The 15535-nt window shown below is 61.2% G+C and carries 8 protein-coding genes; 6 read left to right on the top strand and 2 right to left on the bottom strand.

Annotated features, from left to right (window positions below; genetic code table 11):
• Nucleotides 1-14: 14 nt before the first annotated feature.
• The 6 genes from D882_RS0111895 (at nt 15) to D882_RS0111920 (ending at nt 12294) form a co-directional block, all read left to right on the top strand.
• Nucleotides 15-1331: an MdtA/MuxA family multidrug efflux RND transporter periplasmic adaptor subunit gene (locus D882_RS0111895; RefSeq protein WP_027923450.1), complete on the top strand. Its 1317-nt coding sequence runs from the start codon at nt 15-17 to the stop codon at nt 1329-1331.
• The gene (locus D882_RS0111900) at nt 1328-4432 is read left to right on the top strand and encodes an MdtB/MuxB family multidrug efflux RND transporter permease subunit (RefSeq protein ID WP_027923451.1); all 3105 of its coding nucleotides are present in this window, start codon (nt 1328-1330) and stop codon (nt 4430-4432) included. The genes D882_RS0111895 and D882_RS0111900 overlap by 4 nt, the downstream gene beginning before the upstream one ends.
• Nucleotides 4429-7536 carry an efflux RND transporter permease subunit gene (locus D882_RS0111905; RefSeq protein ID WP_027923452.1) on the top strand — a complete coding sequence of 1036 codons (3108 nt, stop codon included), beginning with the start codon at nt 4429-4431 and terminating at the stop codon, nt 7534-7536. Before D882_RS0111900 ends, D882_RS0111905 begins: the two co-directional genes overlap by 4 nt.
• On the top strand, nt 7533-9014 hold the full coding sequence (locus D882_RS0111910; protein ID WP_027923453.1) for an efflux transporter outer membrane subunit: 1482 nt from the start codon (nt 7533-7535) through the stop codon (nt 9012-9014). Before D882_RS0111905 ends, D882_RS0111910 begins: the two co-directional genes overlap by 4 nt.
• Nucleotides 9015-9167: 153 nt before the next feature.
• A complete protein-coding gene (locus D882_RS0111915) occupies nt 9168-11249 on the top strand; it encodes a bifunctional diguanylate cyclase/phosphodiesterase (RefSeq protein ID WP_027923454.1) in 2082 nt (693 codons plus the stop codon).
• 298 nt (nt 11250-11547) lie between these two features.
• Complete coding sequence (locus D882_RS0111920; RefSeq protein WP_027923455.1) at nt 11548-12294, top strand: SDR family oxidoreductase; 747 nt, start codon at nt 11548-11550, stop codon at nt 12292-12294.
• Nucleotides 12295-12424: 130 nt separating this feature from the next.
• On the opposite strand, the gene mapR is transcribed toward D882_RS0111920, so the two are convergent.
• Together mapR and ccoG are read right to left on the bottom strand one after the other, a co-directional pair.
• On the bottom strand, nt 12425-13834 hold the full coding sequence (mapR, locus tag D882_RS0111925) for a GntR family transcriptional regulator MpaR (RefSeq protein ID WP_027923456.1): 1410 nt from the start codon (nt 13832-13834) through the stop codon (nt 12425-12427).
• A gap of 88 nt (nt 13835-13922) precedes the next feature.
• Nucleotides 13923-15353, bottom strand: a complete 1431-nt coding sequence (ccoG, locus tag D882_RS0111930; protein ID WP_027923457.1) for a cytochrome c oxidase accessory protein CcoG — start codon at nt 15351-15353, stop codon at nt 13923-13925.
• Between the last annotated feature and the right edge of the window lie 182 nt (nt 15354-15535).

The raw sequence follows: 15535 nt of genomic DNA on the forward strand, positions 1-15535 counted from the left end.
AGCCCACGCGCCCAATGGTTGATTATTCAATGCGATCCTCCGCTTCCCGTAGTCCTCGTCGCTGGCTGTTCGGCCTGCTTGTCCTGTTGGTCATCGCTGGCGTGTGCTGGAAATTCTGGCCCACCGGTGCTGCTCAAAAGGAGGGCGCAGGGCAGAAAACCGTGGCCGGTCATACCGGCAGGTCCGGAGGGATGCGCCCAGGGTTCGGCGGGGCGACTGGCCCGGTGCCCGTGCGCGTTGCGCCTGCGGTCAAGGGTGACTTCCCGCTGTATTACAAGGCGCTGGGCACCGTGACTGCGCTGAACACCATCAACGTGCGCAGTCGTGTGGGCGGCGAGTTGACCAAGGTGGCGTTCGAGGAAGGGCAAATGGTCAAGGCCGGCGATTTGCTGGCTGAAATCGACCCGCGTCCGTATCAGAACGCCTTGCTCCAGGCCGAAGGCACGTTGCTGCAGAACCAGGCGCAACTGAAAAACGCTCAGGTCGATGTCGAGCGTTATCGAGGGCTGTTCAAGGAAGACAGTATCGCCAAGCAAACCCTGGACACTGCCGAGGCGTTGGTTGGTCAGTATCTGGGCACCGTCAAGACCAATCAGGCGGCGGTCAACGACGCCAAGCTCAATCTCGAATTCACCAGGATCCGCGCGCCGATTACCGGGCGTGTCGGTTTGCGTCAGCTTGATGTCGGCAACCTGGTCGCCGCCAATGACACCACGGCGCTGGCGATCATCACCCAGACCCAACCGATCAGCGTCGCCTTCACCTTGCCGGAAAACAACCTTGACGTGGTATTGGCCCGCTATCGCACCGGCGCCAAACTGCCCGTCGAAGCCTGGGACCGCAGCGACACCAAACTGCAGGCCACTGGTGTCTTGCAGAGCCTGGACAACCAGATCGACACCACCACAGGCACCCTGAAATTCAAGGCGCGCTACGACAACCGCGATCAGACCCTGTTCCCTAATCAGTTCGTCAACGTCCACTTGCTGGCCGACACCCTCAAGGGGGTGGTGCTCGCTCCGTCGGCGGCGATTCAGTTTGGCACCAACGGCACCTTCGCCTATGCGCTGGACGGCGACAAAAAGGTCACGATCCGTCAGTTGAAAGTCGGCGCCAGCGATGGCACGAACACTGTGATCACTGAAGGCCTGGCGCCCGGGGATCGTGTGGTCCTGGAAGGCACCGACCGCTTGAAGGAAGGCAGCGAAGTCGAAGTGGTCAATAGCCCCGAGGACGTGCCTGCTACCCCGACCGGTCACCTGCAAGGCAAATTGGCGGCGGACGCCAATGAGCCGGCCGCTGCCGACAAGGCGAAAAAGGGCGGCGCATGAACATCTCGCGACTGTTCATCCTTCGTCCGGTCGCCACGACCCTGAGCATGCTGGCCATTGTACTGGCCGGTTTGATCGCCTATCGGTTGCTGCCGGTGTCGGCGTTGCCCCAGGTCGATTACCCGACCATCCGCGTCATGACGCTGTATCCCGGCGCCAGCCCGGATGTCATGACCAGCGCAGTCACTGCGCCACTGGAGCGTCAGTTCGGGCAAATGCCCGGCCTGACCCAGATGGCGTCGACCAGTTCGGGCGGCGCCTCGGTGCTGACCTTGCGGTTCAGCCTCGACATCAACATGGATGTCGCCGAACAGCAGGTGCAAGCCGCGATCAACGCCGCGACCAATTTGCTGCCCAAGGACCTGCCGGCACCGCCGGTGTACAACAAGGTCAACCCGGCGGACACCCCGGTGCTGACCCTGGCCATTACGTCCAAAACCATGCTGTTGCCCAAGCTCAATGACCTGGTCGACACGCGCATGGCCCAGAAAATCGCCCAGATCAGCGGTGTTGGCATGGTCAGCATTGCTGGCGGCCAGCGTCAGGCGGTGCGGATCAAGGTCAATCCCGAGGCCCTCGCGGCCAACGGTCTGAACCTGTCGGACGTGCGCACGCTGATCGGCGCTTCCAACGTCAACCAGCCCAAGGGCAACTTCGACGGCCCGACCCGGGTGTCGATGCTCGATGCCAACGATCAACTGACGTCGCCCAAGGACTACGCCAACCTGATCCTGGCTTATGCCAACGGCGCGCCGTTGCGGCTCAAGGACGTGGCGGAAATCGTCGACGGTGCGGAAAACGAACGCCTGGCGGCATGGGCCAATGAAAACCAGGCCGTGCTGCTGAACATTCAGCGCCAGCCGGGTGCCAACGTGATCGAGGTGGTCGACCGGATCAAGGCGTTACTGCCGAGCATCACTGACAACCTGCCGGCCGGTCTCGACGTCACCGTGCTGACCGACCGCACCCAGACCATTCGGGCCTCGGTCAAAGACGTGCAGCACGAGTTGCTGATCGCCATTGCCTTGGTGGTGATGGTGACCTTTCTGTTTCTGCGCCGTGCCAGTGCGACGATCATTCCATCGATTGCCGTGCCGCTGTCGTTGGTCGGTACGTTCGGCGTGATGTACCTCGCCGGGTTTTCGGTCAATAACCTGACCCTGATGGCCCTGACCATCGCCACCGGTTTTGTGGTGGACGATGCGATCGTGATGCTGGAGAACATTTCCAGGTTTATCGAAGAAGGGGACACTCCGTTGAATGCGGCGCTCAAAGGCGCGAAGCAGATCGGTTTCACCCTGATTTCCCTGACCCTGTCGCTGATCGCGGTATTGATCCCGCTGCTGTTCATGGCCGACGTGGTAGGGCGCTTGTTCCGCGAGTTTGCGATCACGCTGGCGGTGGCGATCCTGATTTCGCTGGTCGTGTCCCTGACCCTGACGCCGATGATGTGCGCGCGATTGCTCAAGCGTGAACCGAAGGAAGAAGAGCAGGGGCGTTTCTACCGGGCCAGCGGCGCGGCGATTGACTGGATGATCGCGGCCTACGGGCGCAAATTGCAGTGGGTGCTCAAGCACCAGCCGCTGACATTGCTGGTGGCCATCGGCACGCTGGCGTTGACCGTATTCCTCTACATGGTGGTGCCCAAGGGCTTCTTCCCGGTGCAGGACACGGGGGTGATCCAGGGCATTTCCGAGGCGCCGCAGTCGATTTCCTTCGCGGCGATGAGCGATCGTCAACAGGCGCTGGCCAAGGTAGTCCTCGCCGATCCAGCGGTGGAAAGTCTGTCGTCCTACATCGGTGTCGACGGTGACAACTCGACGCTGAACAGCGGGCGCCTGCTGATCAATCTCAAGTCCCATAGCGACCGTGATCTGAGTGCGACCCAGGTGATTGCCCGCCTGCAACCGGAACTGGACAAGCTGGTCGGCATCCGCCTGTTCATGCAGCCGGTGCAGGACCTGACCATCGAAGACCGTGTCAGCCGCACGCAATATCAGTTCAGCATGTCGTCCCCGGATTCGGAATTGCTCGCCCTGTGGAGCGGTCGTCTGGTCGATGCATTGTCCCACCGGCCAGAACTGACCGACGTTGCCAGCGATTTGCAGGACAAGGGCTTGCAGGTCTATCTGGTGATTGACCGCGATGCCGCTTCACGGGTCGGGGTCTCGGTGTCGAACATTACCGATGCGCTCTACGATGCTTTCGGTCAGCGGCAGATTTCGACCATCTACACCCAGGCCAGCCAGTACCGCGTGGTTCTGCAATCGCAGTCCGGGGAGAAGATCGGTCCGGATGCGCTGAATCAGATTCACGTGAAAACCACGGACGGCGGGCAGGTTCGCCTGTCCAGCCTGGCGCACATCGAAGAGCGTCAGGCGCAACTGGCAATCACCCACATCGGCCAGTTCCCGGCGGTGATGATGTCGTTCAACCTGGCGCCGGGTGTGGCGCTGGGGCATGCGGTCGAGATCATCGACCAGGTGCAGAAAGACATCGGCATGCCGATTGGCGTGCAGACCCAGTTCCAAGGGGCGGCCGAGGCGTTCCAGGCGTCGCTGTCCAGCACCTTGCTGCTGATTCTGGCCGCGGTGGTGACCATGTACATCGTGCTCGGCGTGTTGTACGAGAGCTATATCCACCCGATCACCATTCTCTCGACCTTGCCGTCTGCGGCGGTCGGCGCCTTGCTGGCATTGATCCTGAGCGGCAATGACCTGGGCATGATCGCGATCATCGGCATTATTTTGCTGATCGGTATCGTGAAAAAGAACGCGATCATGATGATCGACTTCGCCCTCGATGCAGAGCGCAATCAGGGCATGGACCCGGAAACCGCGATCTATCAAGCCGCGTTGCTGCGCTTCCGGCCGATTCTGATGACGACGCTGGCAGCGTTGTTTGGCGCGGTGCCGCTGATGCTGGCCACCGGCTCCGGCGCAGAATTGCGTCAGCCGCTGGGTCTGGTGATGGTCGGTGGGTTGCTGGTGAGCCAGGTGCTGACCTTGTTCACCACGCCTGTCATCTATTTGTACTTCGACCGACTCGGCCGGCGCTGGGGCCACAAGGCTGACACCGTGGAAGCGGTAGAACAGCCATGAACCTGTCCGGACCGTTCATCAAGCGCCCGGTCGCAACGATGTTGCTGAGCCTGGCGATCATGCTGCTGGGCGGGGTGAGTTTCGGCCTGTTGCCGGTATCGCCGTTGCCGCAAATGGATTTCCCGGTGATCGTGGTGCAGGCCAGCCTTCCCGGCGCGAGCCCCGAGGTCATGGCCTCGACCGTGGCCACGCCGCTGGAACGATCCTTCGGCGCCATCGCCGGGGTCAACACCATGAGCAGCCGTTCCAGCCAGGGCTCGACCCGGGTGATCCTGCAATTTGACCTCGACCGCGACATCAACGGCGCGGCGCGGGAAGTGCAAGCGGCGATCAACGCCTCGCGCAACCTGCTGCCGAGCGGGATGCGCAGCATGCCGACCTACAAGAAGGTCAACCCCTCCCAGGCGCCGATCATGGTGCTGTCGCTGACGTCGGATGTGCTGGAAAAGGGCCAGCTCTACGATTTGGCCTCGACCATCCTGTCTCAGAGCCTGTCGCAGGTGCAGGGCGTGGGCGAAGTACAGATCGGCGGCAGTTCGTTGCCCGCGGTGCGTATCGAGCTCGAACCGCAAGCCCTCAACCAGTACGGCGTGGCCCTCGACGATGTCCGCAACACCATTGCCAACGCCAACGTGCGCCGGCCGAAGGGCTCGGTCGAAGATGGCGAGCGGTTATGGCAGGTCCAGGCGAACGATCAACTGGAAAAAGCCAAGGATTACGAGTCGCTGATCATCCATTACAACGGCGGTGCAGCCTTGCGCCTCAAGGATGTGGCGAAGGTCAGCGACGGCGTCGAGGACCGCTACAACAGCGGGTTCTTCAACGACGACGCGGCGGTGCTGCTGGTGATCAACCGCCAGGCCGGCGCCAACATCATCGAGACGGTCAATGAAATCAAGGCACAGCTGCCAGCGTTGCAGGCGGTGCTGCCGGCCAGCGTCAAGCTGAACCTGGCGATGGACCGCTCGCCGGTGATCAAGGCGACCCTGCATGAAGCGGAAATGACCCTGCTGATCGCCGTGACGCTGGTGATTCTGGTGGTGTTCCTGTTCCTCGGTAATTTCCGTGCCTCGCTGATCCCGACGCTGGCGGTGCCAGTGTCGCTGGTCGGCACCTTTGCGGTGATGTACCTCTACGGATTCTCGCTCAACAACCTGTCGCTGATGGCGCTGATCCTCGCCACCGGGCTGGTGGTCGACGACGCCATCGTGGTGCTGGAGAACATCTCCCGGCACATCGACGAAGGCGTGCCGCCGATGAAGGCCGCGTACCTCGGTGCTCAGGAAGTCGGGTTTACCTTGCTGTCGATGAACGTCTCGCTGGTGGCGGTGTTCCTGTCGATCCTGTTCATGGGCGGGATCATCGAGAGCCTGTTCCGCGAGTTTTCCATCACTCTGGCCGCGTCCATCGTGGTGTCGCTGGTGGTCTCGCTGACCCTGACGCCAATGCTCTGTGCCCGTTGGCTGAAGCCACACACGCCAGGCCAGGAAAACCGATTGCAGCGCTGGAGCCAGCGCGCCAACGAATGGATGGTCGGCAAATACGCCACCAGCCTCGATTGGGTATTGCGTCACCGTCGACTGACCTTGCTCAGCCTGTTGGTGACGATTGGCGTGAACATTGCACTGTATGTGGTTGTTCCTAAAACATTTCTTCCGCAACAAGACACCGGTCAACTGATTGGTTTTGTGCGCGGTGACGACGGCCTGTCGTTCAACGTAATGCAGCCGAAGATGGAAACCTTCCGCCGTGCCGTACTCAAGGACGACGCGGTGGAAAGCGTCGCCGGGTTCATCGGCGGCACGAACGGCACCAACAATGCCGTCATGATCGTGCGACTCAAACCGATCAAGGAACGCAGCATTTCCGCGCAGAAAGTCATCGAGCGCCTGCGCAAGGAAATGCCCAAGGTTCCCGGCGCACAGCTGATGTTGATGGCGGACCAGGACCTGCAGTTTGGCGGTGGCCGCGAACAAACCTCGTCGCAGTACTCCTACATCCTGCAAAGCGGTGATCTGGGGGCATTGCGCGAGTGGTACCCGAAAGTCGTCACCGCGCTCAAGGCGTTGCCGGAATTGACGGCGATCGACGCTCGGGAAGGTCGCGGTGCGCGGCAGGTCACGCTGATCGTCGATCGCGATCAGGCCAAGCGCCTGGGTGTCGACATGAGCATGGTCACGGCTGTACTGAACAACGCCTACAGCCAGCGGCAGATTTCGACGATTTACGACAGCCTCAACCAGTATCAGGTGGTGATGGAGGTCGACCCGAAATACGCCCAGGACCCGGTGACGCTCAAGCAAGTGCAGGTGATCACCGCCGATGGCGCGCGGATTCCGTTGTCGACCATCGCTCACTACGAAAACAGCCTGGAAGACGATCGGGTCAGCCACGAAGGTCAGTTTGCCTCCGAAAGCCTGTCGTTCGACATGGCCGAAGGCGTGACGGTCGAGCAGGGCACCGCTGCCATCGAACGGGCGATTGCCAAAGTCGGTTTGCCTGAAGACGTGATCGCGAAAATGGCCGGCACCGCCGATGCGTTCGCCGCCACCCAGAAGAGCCAGCCCTGGATGATTCTCGGCGCACTGCTGGCGGTTTATCTGGTGTTGGGTGTGCTGTATGAAAGCTACATCCATCCGCTGACCATTCTGTCCACCTTGCCGTCAGCCGGGGTCGGCGCGTTGCTGTCGATCTACGCGCTGGGCGGCGAGTTCAGCCTGATCTCGTTGCTGGGGCTGTTTCTGCTGATCGGCGTGGTGAAGAAAAACGCCATTCTGATGATCGACCTCGCACTGCAACTTGAACGCCATCAAGGCCTGGCACCGTTGGAGTCGATTCGCAGTGCGTGCCTGCAACGTTTGCGTCCGATCCTGATGACCACCCTGGCGGCGATCCTCGGCGCCGTGCCGTTGCTGCTGAGCCGGGCCGAAGGGGCGGAAATGCGCCAGCCACTGGGCTTGACGATTATTGGCGGGCTGATCTTCAGCCAGGTGTTGACCCTTTACACCACCCCGGTGGTTTACCTCTATCTCGACAAACTGCGCCATCGCTTCAATAAATGGCGTGGGGTGCGTACCGATGCTGCTCTGGAAACTCCGCTATGACTGACCGTTCGCTTATCAATCTGGCTGTCCCGCTGGCTGCCGCCCGAGGCTCGCGTCTGCTGAGCCTGGCGCTGTGCGTGGCGATGCTCAGCGCTTGTGCTGTCGGCCCGGACTATCAGCGCCCGCCAGCGGCTGCGCCGGTGCAATACAAGGAAGCGGCAGGCTGGCGTCAGGCCAGTCCGAGCGACTCCCTGGCGCGCGGTGCCTGGTGGGAGTTGTATGGCGATCAGCAGCTCAACGGCCTGATCGAGCAACTCAACCGCTCCAACCAGACAGTGGCCCAGTCCGAGGCCCAATACCGTCAGGCCCAGGCGTTGGTGCGCAGTGCGCGCGGGGCGTTTTTTCCGACAGTGGATTTGACCGTCGGCAAAAACCGCTCCAGCCAGGGCACCGGCAGCAGCAGTTCGAGCCTGACCAGCTCCTCCAGCGGTATTCGTGACACCTACACCGCCCAGGCTGGAGTCAGTTGGGAAGCAGACGTGTGGGGCAAACTGCGCCGAGGCCTTGAAGCCGACACCGCCAATGCCCAGGCAAGCTTTGCCGACCTGGCCGCGATGCGCCTGAGCCAGCAGTCCGAGCTGGTGCAGAACTACCTGCAATTGCGGGTGATCGACGAACAGAAACGTTTGCTGGAAGCCACGGTCGAGGCCTATCAACGTTCGCTGACCATGACTGAAAACCAATACCGCGCTGGCGTTTCCGGCCGGGACTCCGTGGCGCAGGCGCAAACCCAGCTCAAAGGCACCCAGGCCGACATGGTTGACCTGATCTGGCAGCGTGCCCAGTTCGAGAACGCCATTGCCGTGTTGATCGGGTTGCCTCCCGCCGAGTTCAGCCTGGCAGAAACCACCACCATCCCGACCCTGCCCGAAGTGCCGGTAGGATTGCCTTCGCAATTGCTGGAGCGCCGTCCGGACATTGCCTCCGCCGAGCGCTCGGTGATGGCCGCCAACGCCAACATCGGCGTTGCCAAGGCCGCGTATTACCCGGATTTCACCTTGAGCCTGAACGGCGGGTATAGCAGCAGCACCTATTCCAACTGGATCAGCGTGCCGAACCGCTTCTGGTCGGTCGGGCCGCAACTGGCCATGACCTTGTTTGATGGTGGCCAGCGTTCGGCAGAAGTCGATCGCAGTGAGGCGGCCTACGACGAGACGGTGGCCAAGTACCGCCAGACCGTGCTCGACGGCTTCCGCGAAGTGGAAAACTACCTGGTGCAACTCAAGGTGCTGGAGCAGGAAGCCGGCGTGCGCCAGGAAGCGCTGGAGGCCGCGCGTATCTCGTTGCGCCTGACCCAGAATCAGTACAAGGCCGGTCTGATTGCTTATCTGGATGTGGTGGTGGTTCAAGCCACGGCGTTGAACAACGAACGCAACGTGCTGGATCTTTTGCAGAGCCGGTTGATTGCCAGTGTGCAATTGATCGCTGCGCTGGGCGGCGGTTGGGACGGGGCGTTGCAGGTCAGCGAAAACAAATAACCCCGTAGGGTTGCTGGGCATCAAACAAGCGTTTCATCGGGTTGATGGCCAATTGCTTATTTTGTCAGTGCGTTCTTTTGCGCAATCAGTACAATCGCCCGCATTTGCCCCCCGAGTAAGGACGCTCTACGGCGGGCGCTCGCGAGAAGTCTCATGCTGATCGGTAGCTATTCACCCACCCTGGTTATCATTTCGCTCTGTGTGGCGATTCTTGCGTCCTATACCGCGCTCGACCTGACCGGGCGCATCGCCACGGCCAAAGGTCGGGCGGTGCATCTGTGGACGGCGGGTGGTGCCTTTGCCATGGGCATTGGCGTGTGGTCGATGCACTTCATCGGGATGCTCGCGTTCAATTTGCCGATTGACCTGGGCTACGACCTCACGATCACCGTCCTGTCGCTGCTGACCGCCATTCTCTCTTGCGGATTTGCCCTTTGGCTTGTCAGTCAGCCGAAGTTGCCAGCCTGGCAACTGGCGTTTGGCGCGCTAGCGATGGGCGCCGGGATCAGTGCGATGCACTACACCGGCATGGCTGCCATGCGCATGCAACCGGGCATCGATTACGATCCGACATTGTTTGGCACCTCGTTGCTGATCGCCGTTGGCGCGTCCGGCGCGGCACTCTGGATCGCTTTCCGTCTGCGCCAGTACACGCCTTACGTCGGCCTGATCCGCGCGGGCGCGGCGGTGATCATGGGCATCGCCATCGTCGGCATGCACTACACCGGCATGGCGGCAGCGCGTTTCCCGGACGGCAGTTTCTGTGGGGCGGCCGTCAGCGGCTTGAACGGCAAGGGCCTGGACAATCTGGTGCTGATCACCACGCTGGCGGTGCTGAGCATCGCCTTGCTGACATCGGTGCTGGATGCACGTCTGGAAGCGCGCACCGCGGACTTGGCGCGTTCGCTCACCGAAGCCAACCGCGAACTGACGCAACTGGCTTTGCACGACCCTCTGACCGGTTTGCCCAATCGCGTCTTGCTGGCCGATCGCATCGAACAGGCGATGTCGAAGGTAAAGGAGCAGGGCGGTTGTTTCGCGTTGATGTTCATCGACCTCGACGGCTTCAAGCCGGTCAATGACGCCTTTGGCCACCACATGGGCGATCAGTTGTTGCGCGAAGTCAGCCTGCGTTTGCGCGAAGATTTGCGCAGTCAGGACACGTTGGCGCGCATTGGCGGCGATGAGTTTGTGCTACTGGTGCGGCTTGCCGAGCCGGATGATGCGCTGAGCCTGGCGGCGCGTCAGGTCGGTTTAATTGCTCGCGCGTTCCGGGTGGCTGAACATGACTTGCAGATTTCCGCCAGCGTCGGCATCGCGCTGTACCCGGGCAATGGACAGACCGCCCAAGACCTCCTGATGAACGCTGACGCTGCGATGTATCACGCCAAGGGTGCCGGGAAAAACGGCTACAGCTTTTTCGACGCCTCAATGAACAGCAATGCGCGCAAGCAGCTGCAATTGCTGCAGGATTTGCGCAATGCGCTCGAACAGAAACAGTTCAGTCTCTATTACCAGCCCAAGTTCGACGCGATGGATGGTCGGCCAGTGGGCGCCGAAGCACTGCTGCGTTGGGCGCATCCGACGCGTGGCATGATCCTGCCGGACACGTTTATCGACCTGGCGGAAAAAACCGGATTGATCATTCCGATCGGCGAGTGGGTGCTCAACGAAGCCTGCCGTCAGATGCGCGAATGGTATGTGCTGGGCTACACCGACTGGCGGATCGCGGTGAACCTCTCGGCGTTGCAGTTCTGCCATGCCGGGCTGGTTCAAAGCGTCGCCAGGGCCCTGAGCGCCCATCAACTGCCGGCCAATAGCCTGACCCTGGAAATCACCGAAACCACCGCCATGAGCGACGCCGATGCGAGCATGACGGTGTTGCAGGAACTCTCGGCCATGGGCGTCGACCTGTCCATCGATGACTTCGGGACGGGCTATTCGAGCCTGATGTACCTCAAGCGCCTGCCGGCCAATGAGTTGAAGATCGACCGCGGTTTCGTCCGCGACCTCGAACACGACAGCGACGACGCGGCGATTGTCTCCGCGATCGTCGCACTCGGGCAGGCGCTGGGCTTGCGGATCGTTGCCGAAGGCGTCGAAACCGGCGTGCAGCAAGACTTCCTGACCAAGCTGGGATGTGATTCGTTGCAGGGCTATCTGCTGGGGCACCCGCTGCCGGCGGACCGCTTCATGGTCGACATCCTGCGCGCAGAACAACTGACCACCGCCTGAACCCGTGCGACCTGTAGCAGCTGACGAGCAGCGTCCGGCTGCGTCCGGCAGCGAAGCTGTCGTGAATTCAGGCGGCGCGGTGTTTCAGACAGATCGCGTGCGTAGGGTTCACGACTGCTGCGCAGCCGGACGCAGCCTCGCGCTGCTCGTCAGCTGCTACGGTCGGGTGGTCGGTCGGGGCGGGCAGTCGGCGGTGTGGAGGTGTTGGTCGTATCTGTTGATGTGAGCCCATGCAAAAGCCGGCAATGGCGGTTATTCTTGATCCCGACTGCTTATGTTGGATTGGGGGAACGCTTACATGGACAAAGTCATCGTCATCACCGGTGGCGGCCGCGGCATTGGTGCCGCCACCGCCTTGCTGGCCGCCGAACAGGGCTATCGGATCTGTATCAACTACCAGTCTGACGAGTCCGCCGCGCAAAGTGTGCTGGAGCAAGTCCGCGCACTGGGCGCCCAGGCCATTGCGGTGCGCGCCGATGTCAGCATCGAAGATGAAGTGATCGCCATGTTCCGCCGCGTGGACGCCGAACTGGGCCGGGTCACGGCACTGGTGAACAACGCCGGCACCGTCGGGCACAAGTCCCGGGTCGACGAAATGTCCGAGTTCCGCATTCTCAAAATTCTCAAGACCAACGTCCTGGCGCCGATCCTCTGCGCCAAGCACGCGATCCTGCGCATGTCGCCAAAACACGGCGGGCAGGGTGGCAGCATCGTCAACGTGTCGTCGGTGGCCTCGCGTTTGGGCTCGCCCAACGAGTACGTGGATTACGCCGCGTCAAAAGGTGCGCTGGACAGCTTCACCATTGGTCTGTCCAAGGAAGTGGCGGGTGAGGGCATTCGCGTCAACGCCGTGCGGCCGGGGTTAATCTTCACCGACTTCCATGCGCTGAGCGGGGATCCGGACCGGGTCAGCAAGCTTGAGTCGGCGATTCCGATGGCTCGCGGTGGTAGGCCGGATGAAGTGGCGGAGGCGATTGTGTGGTTGCTGTCCGATAAAGCTTCTTATGCGACCGGGACTTTTGTTGATCTTGGCGGTGGGCGTTAATCCATAGCTTTTGTATTGCCTTTACTGGCCTCATCGCGAGCAAGCTGGCTCCCACAGGTTTTGTGGACACTGAAAATCCACTGTGGGAGCGAGCGAGCTTGCTCGCGACAGTCAAGACAACGTCAAAACGTCAGAACGACCGCACAATCCTTCCCAGTGTTTCCATCGCCTTCTCCGAATCCTCGGTCCACGGACTGCCATAGTTCAGCCGAATACAATTCCTGAACCGCTGCGTCGGCGAAAAGATCGGCCCCGGCGCGATGCTGATGCCTTGTGCCAAGGCCATCTGGAACAATTTCAGCGAATCCATCTGCGGCGGCAATTCCAGCCACAAGAAGTAGCCGCCGGCCGGCTGACTGACGCGGGTCTGGGCCGGGAAGTAGCGGGCGATGGCGGCGAGCATGGCGCTTTGCTGTTCTTCCAGTGCATAACGCAATTTACGCAAATGCCGGTCGTAACCGCCGTGTTGCAGGTAATCGGCGATGGCGGCCTGCGCCGGCATCGAAGCGCAGAGTGAGGTCATGAGTTTCAGACGTTCAATCTTCTGCGCAAAACGCCCGGCCGCGACCCAACCGATGCGGTAGCCGGGGGCCAGACTTTTGGCGAACGAACCGCAGTGCATCACCCACCCTTCGGTATCAAACGCCTTGGCCGGTTTCGGCGCCTGTTGCCCGTAATACAGCTCGGCGTAGACGTCGTCTTCGATCAGCGGCACTTGATGGCGGCGCAGCAATTCCACCAACTCCTGCTTTTTCGCCTCGGGCATGGTCGCGCCCATCGGGTTCTGGAAACTGGTCATGCACCAGCAGACCTTGATTGGATGACGCTCCAGTGTCTGCGCCAGTACCCCGAGGTCGATGCCGTCCCGAGGATGCACCGGGATTTCCACGGCCTTGAGTTTCAGTCGTTCGAGTATTTGCAGGCAGGCGTAGAACGCGGGCGCTTCAATGGCCACCAGGTCGCCGGGTTCCGTGACCGCTTGCAGGCACAGGTTCAAGGCTTCGAGGGCGCCGTTGGTGATCAGCAACTCTTCCATCGGCAGCATCAGCCCGCCGACCATGTAGCGCAGGGCGATTTGCCGACGCAATTGCGGGTTGCCGGGCGACATGTCGGTGACCACCATGCGCGGGTCCATCTCCCGGGAAGCACTGGCCAGCGAGCGCGACAGGCGCTGCAAAGGGAACAGGGTCGGGCTGGGAAAGGCAGAACCGAACGGGACGGTGTTCGGGTCCTTGATCGAATCGAGCACCGAAAACACCAGTTCGCTGACGTCGACTTCGGTGGACTCGCTGACCTGGCTGCTGATCACCGGCTCCGAGAACGGGCTCGGTGCGTGGACGTTGACGAAGTAGCCGGAGCGCGGGCGGGCGCGGATCAGGCCTCGGCGTTCGAGCAGGTAGTAGGCCTGGAATACCGTGGACGGGCTCACGCCGTAGGTCTGGCTGGCGTAGCGCACCGATGGCACGCGCTGGCCGGGCCCAAGGACGCCGGAGCGGATCAGTTCAGCGATGTCGTCGGCGAATTTTTCGTAGCGTTTCATCGAGTGCCCGAGTTGGAGTGATTCATGTGGTGCACCGTTGTGGCGAGGGGGATTGCCCCCTCGCCACAGGGCACCGCAGTCTAAGGGATCAACGGTTCATCGGCGCAACAAACCGGCTCTTGGCTTCGCTATAAACATCCGGCTCATCGCTGTCTTCAATCTTGAATATGATCGTCTGCGAACTGCTGCTCGGCCGTTCTGTGGTCATCGCCACCGACACCGGCACATCGACAATCTCGCCCGGCGCCAGGCTCAGTTGCGTCTTGCCTTGCAGCTGGAAGCCGTCGCCATCGACCAGACTCAAACGATAGTCCTGACGCAGCTGGGTTTTATTGATGACCTTGAGGCTGTAGATGTTTTCGATCTGCCCCTGACTGTTTTCACGGAACAACCCACGGTCTTTGCTTACGTCCAGCGACACCATCGGCCGTTCCACCAAGGCAAAAGCGAGGGCGCCGATCATCACCAACAGCACCGCCGTGTAACCGATCAGCCGTGGCCGCAGCAGGTGGGTCTTGCCTCCCTGCAATTCATGCTCGGAGGTGTAGCTGATCAGCCCACGGGCATAGCCCATTTTGTCCATGATCGAATCACAGGCGTCGATACACGCGGCACAACCGATGCACTCCATCTGCAAGCCATCACGGATGTCAATGCCGGTCGGGCAGACCTGCACGCACAACTGACAGTCGATGCAATCGCCCAGCCCGACCTCGGCCGGTTTCACTTCACGTTTGCGCGCACCACGGTTTTCGCCACGGGCCGCGTCATAGGAAATGGTCAGGGTGTCCTTGTCGAACATCACACTCTGGAACCGCGCATACGGGCACATGTGCATGCACACCGCTTCGCGCAGCCAGCCGGCGTTGATGTACGTGGCGCCGGTAAAGAACAGCACCCAGAACAGACTGACGCCGCCCATTTGCCAGGTCAGCAGCTCTTCGGCCAACGGCCTGATCGGGGTGAAATAGCCGACGAAGGTCAGGCCGGTGAGCAGGCTGATCGCCAGCCACAGTGTGTGCTTGGCGGAACGCCGCAGCAGTTTGTTCAGGCCCCATGGCGCGGCTTGCAGCTTGATGCGCTGGTTGCGCTCGCCTTCGGTGATTTTCTCGCACCACATGAAGATCCAGGTCCAGGAACTCTGCGGGCAGGTGTAGCCGCACCAGACCCGACCGGCGAACACGGTGATCGCAAACAGGCCGAACGCGGCGATGATCAACAGCGCCGACAGCAGAATGAAATCCTGCGGCCAGAAGGTCGCGCCGAAGATGTGAAATTTGCTCTCGGAAAGGTCCCAGAGCACCGCTTGGCGGTCACCCCAGTTCAACCACACCGTGCCGAAAAACAGCAGAAACAGACAGCCTGCACCGCTCAATCGCAAGGTGCGGAACAGGCCGGTGAAGCTACGGGTGCGGATCAGGTTGTCGCTGGACTTGGCCTTTATCTTCGGTCTCGAAGGCTCAAACGTCTGGACCGCAGGGGGGCTTTCAACTAATCGGACGGGGATTCTATCGCTCATGGTCTGTCGCTCATCAGCCTCCATCAGGCCAGTGCACTATGAGCGTCGATCTGTTTGCATAACAGACTCAGGTATTGCAATAAAAAGCGGATCAGATGAGCGCTGATCCGCCCTGTGCGACAACTTGAAGCACCTGCCCTGACAGGACGCAGACCTCTATCCCAAGCCTGCGCCGGGGTTGT

Origin of the sequence: Pseudomonas sp. URMO17WK12:I12 (assembly GCF_000514395.1) — a bacterium.
Taxonomy (GTDB): domain Bacteria; phylum Pseudomonadota; class Gammaproteobacteria; order Pseudomonadales; family Pseudomonadaceae; genus Aquipseudomonas; species Aquipseudomonas mucoides.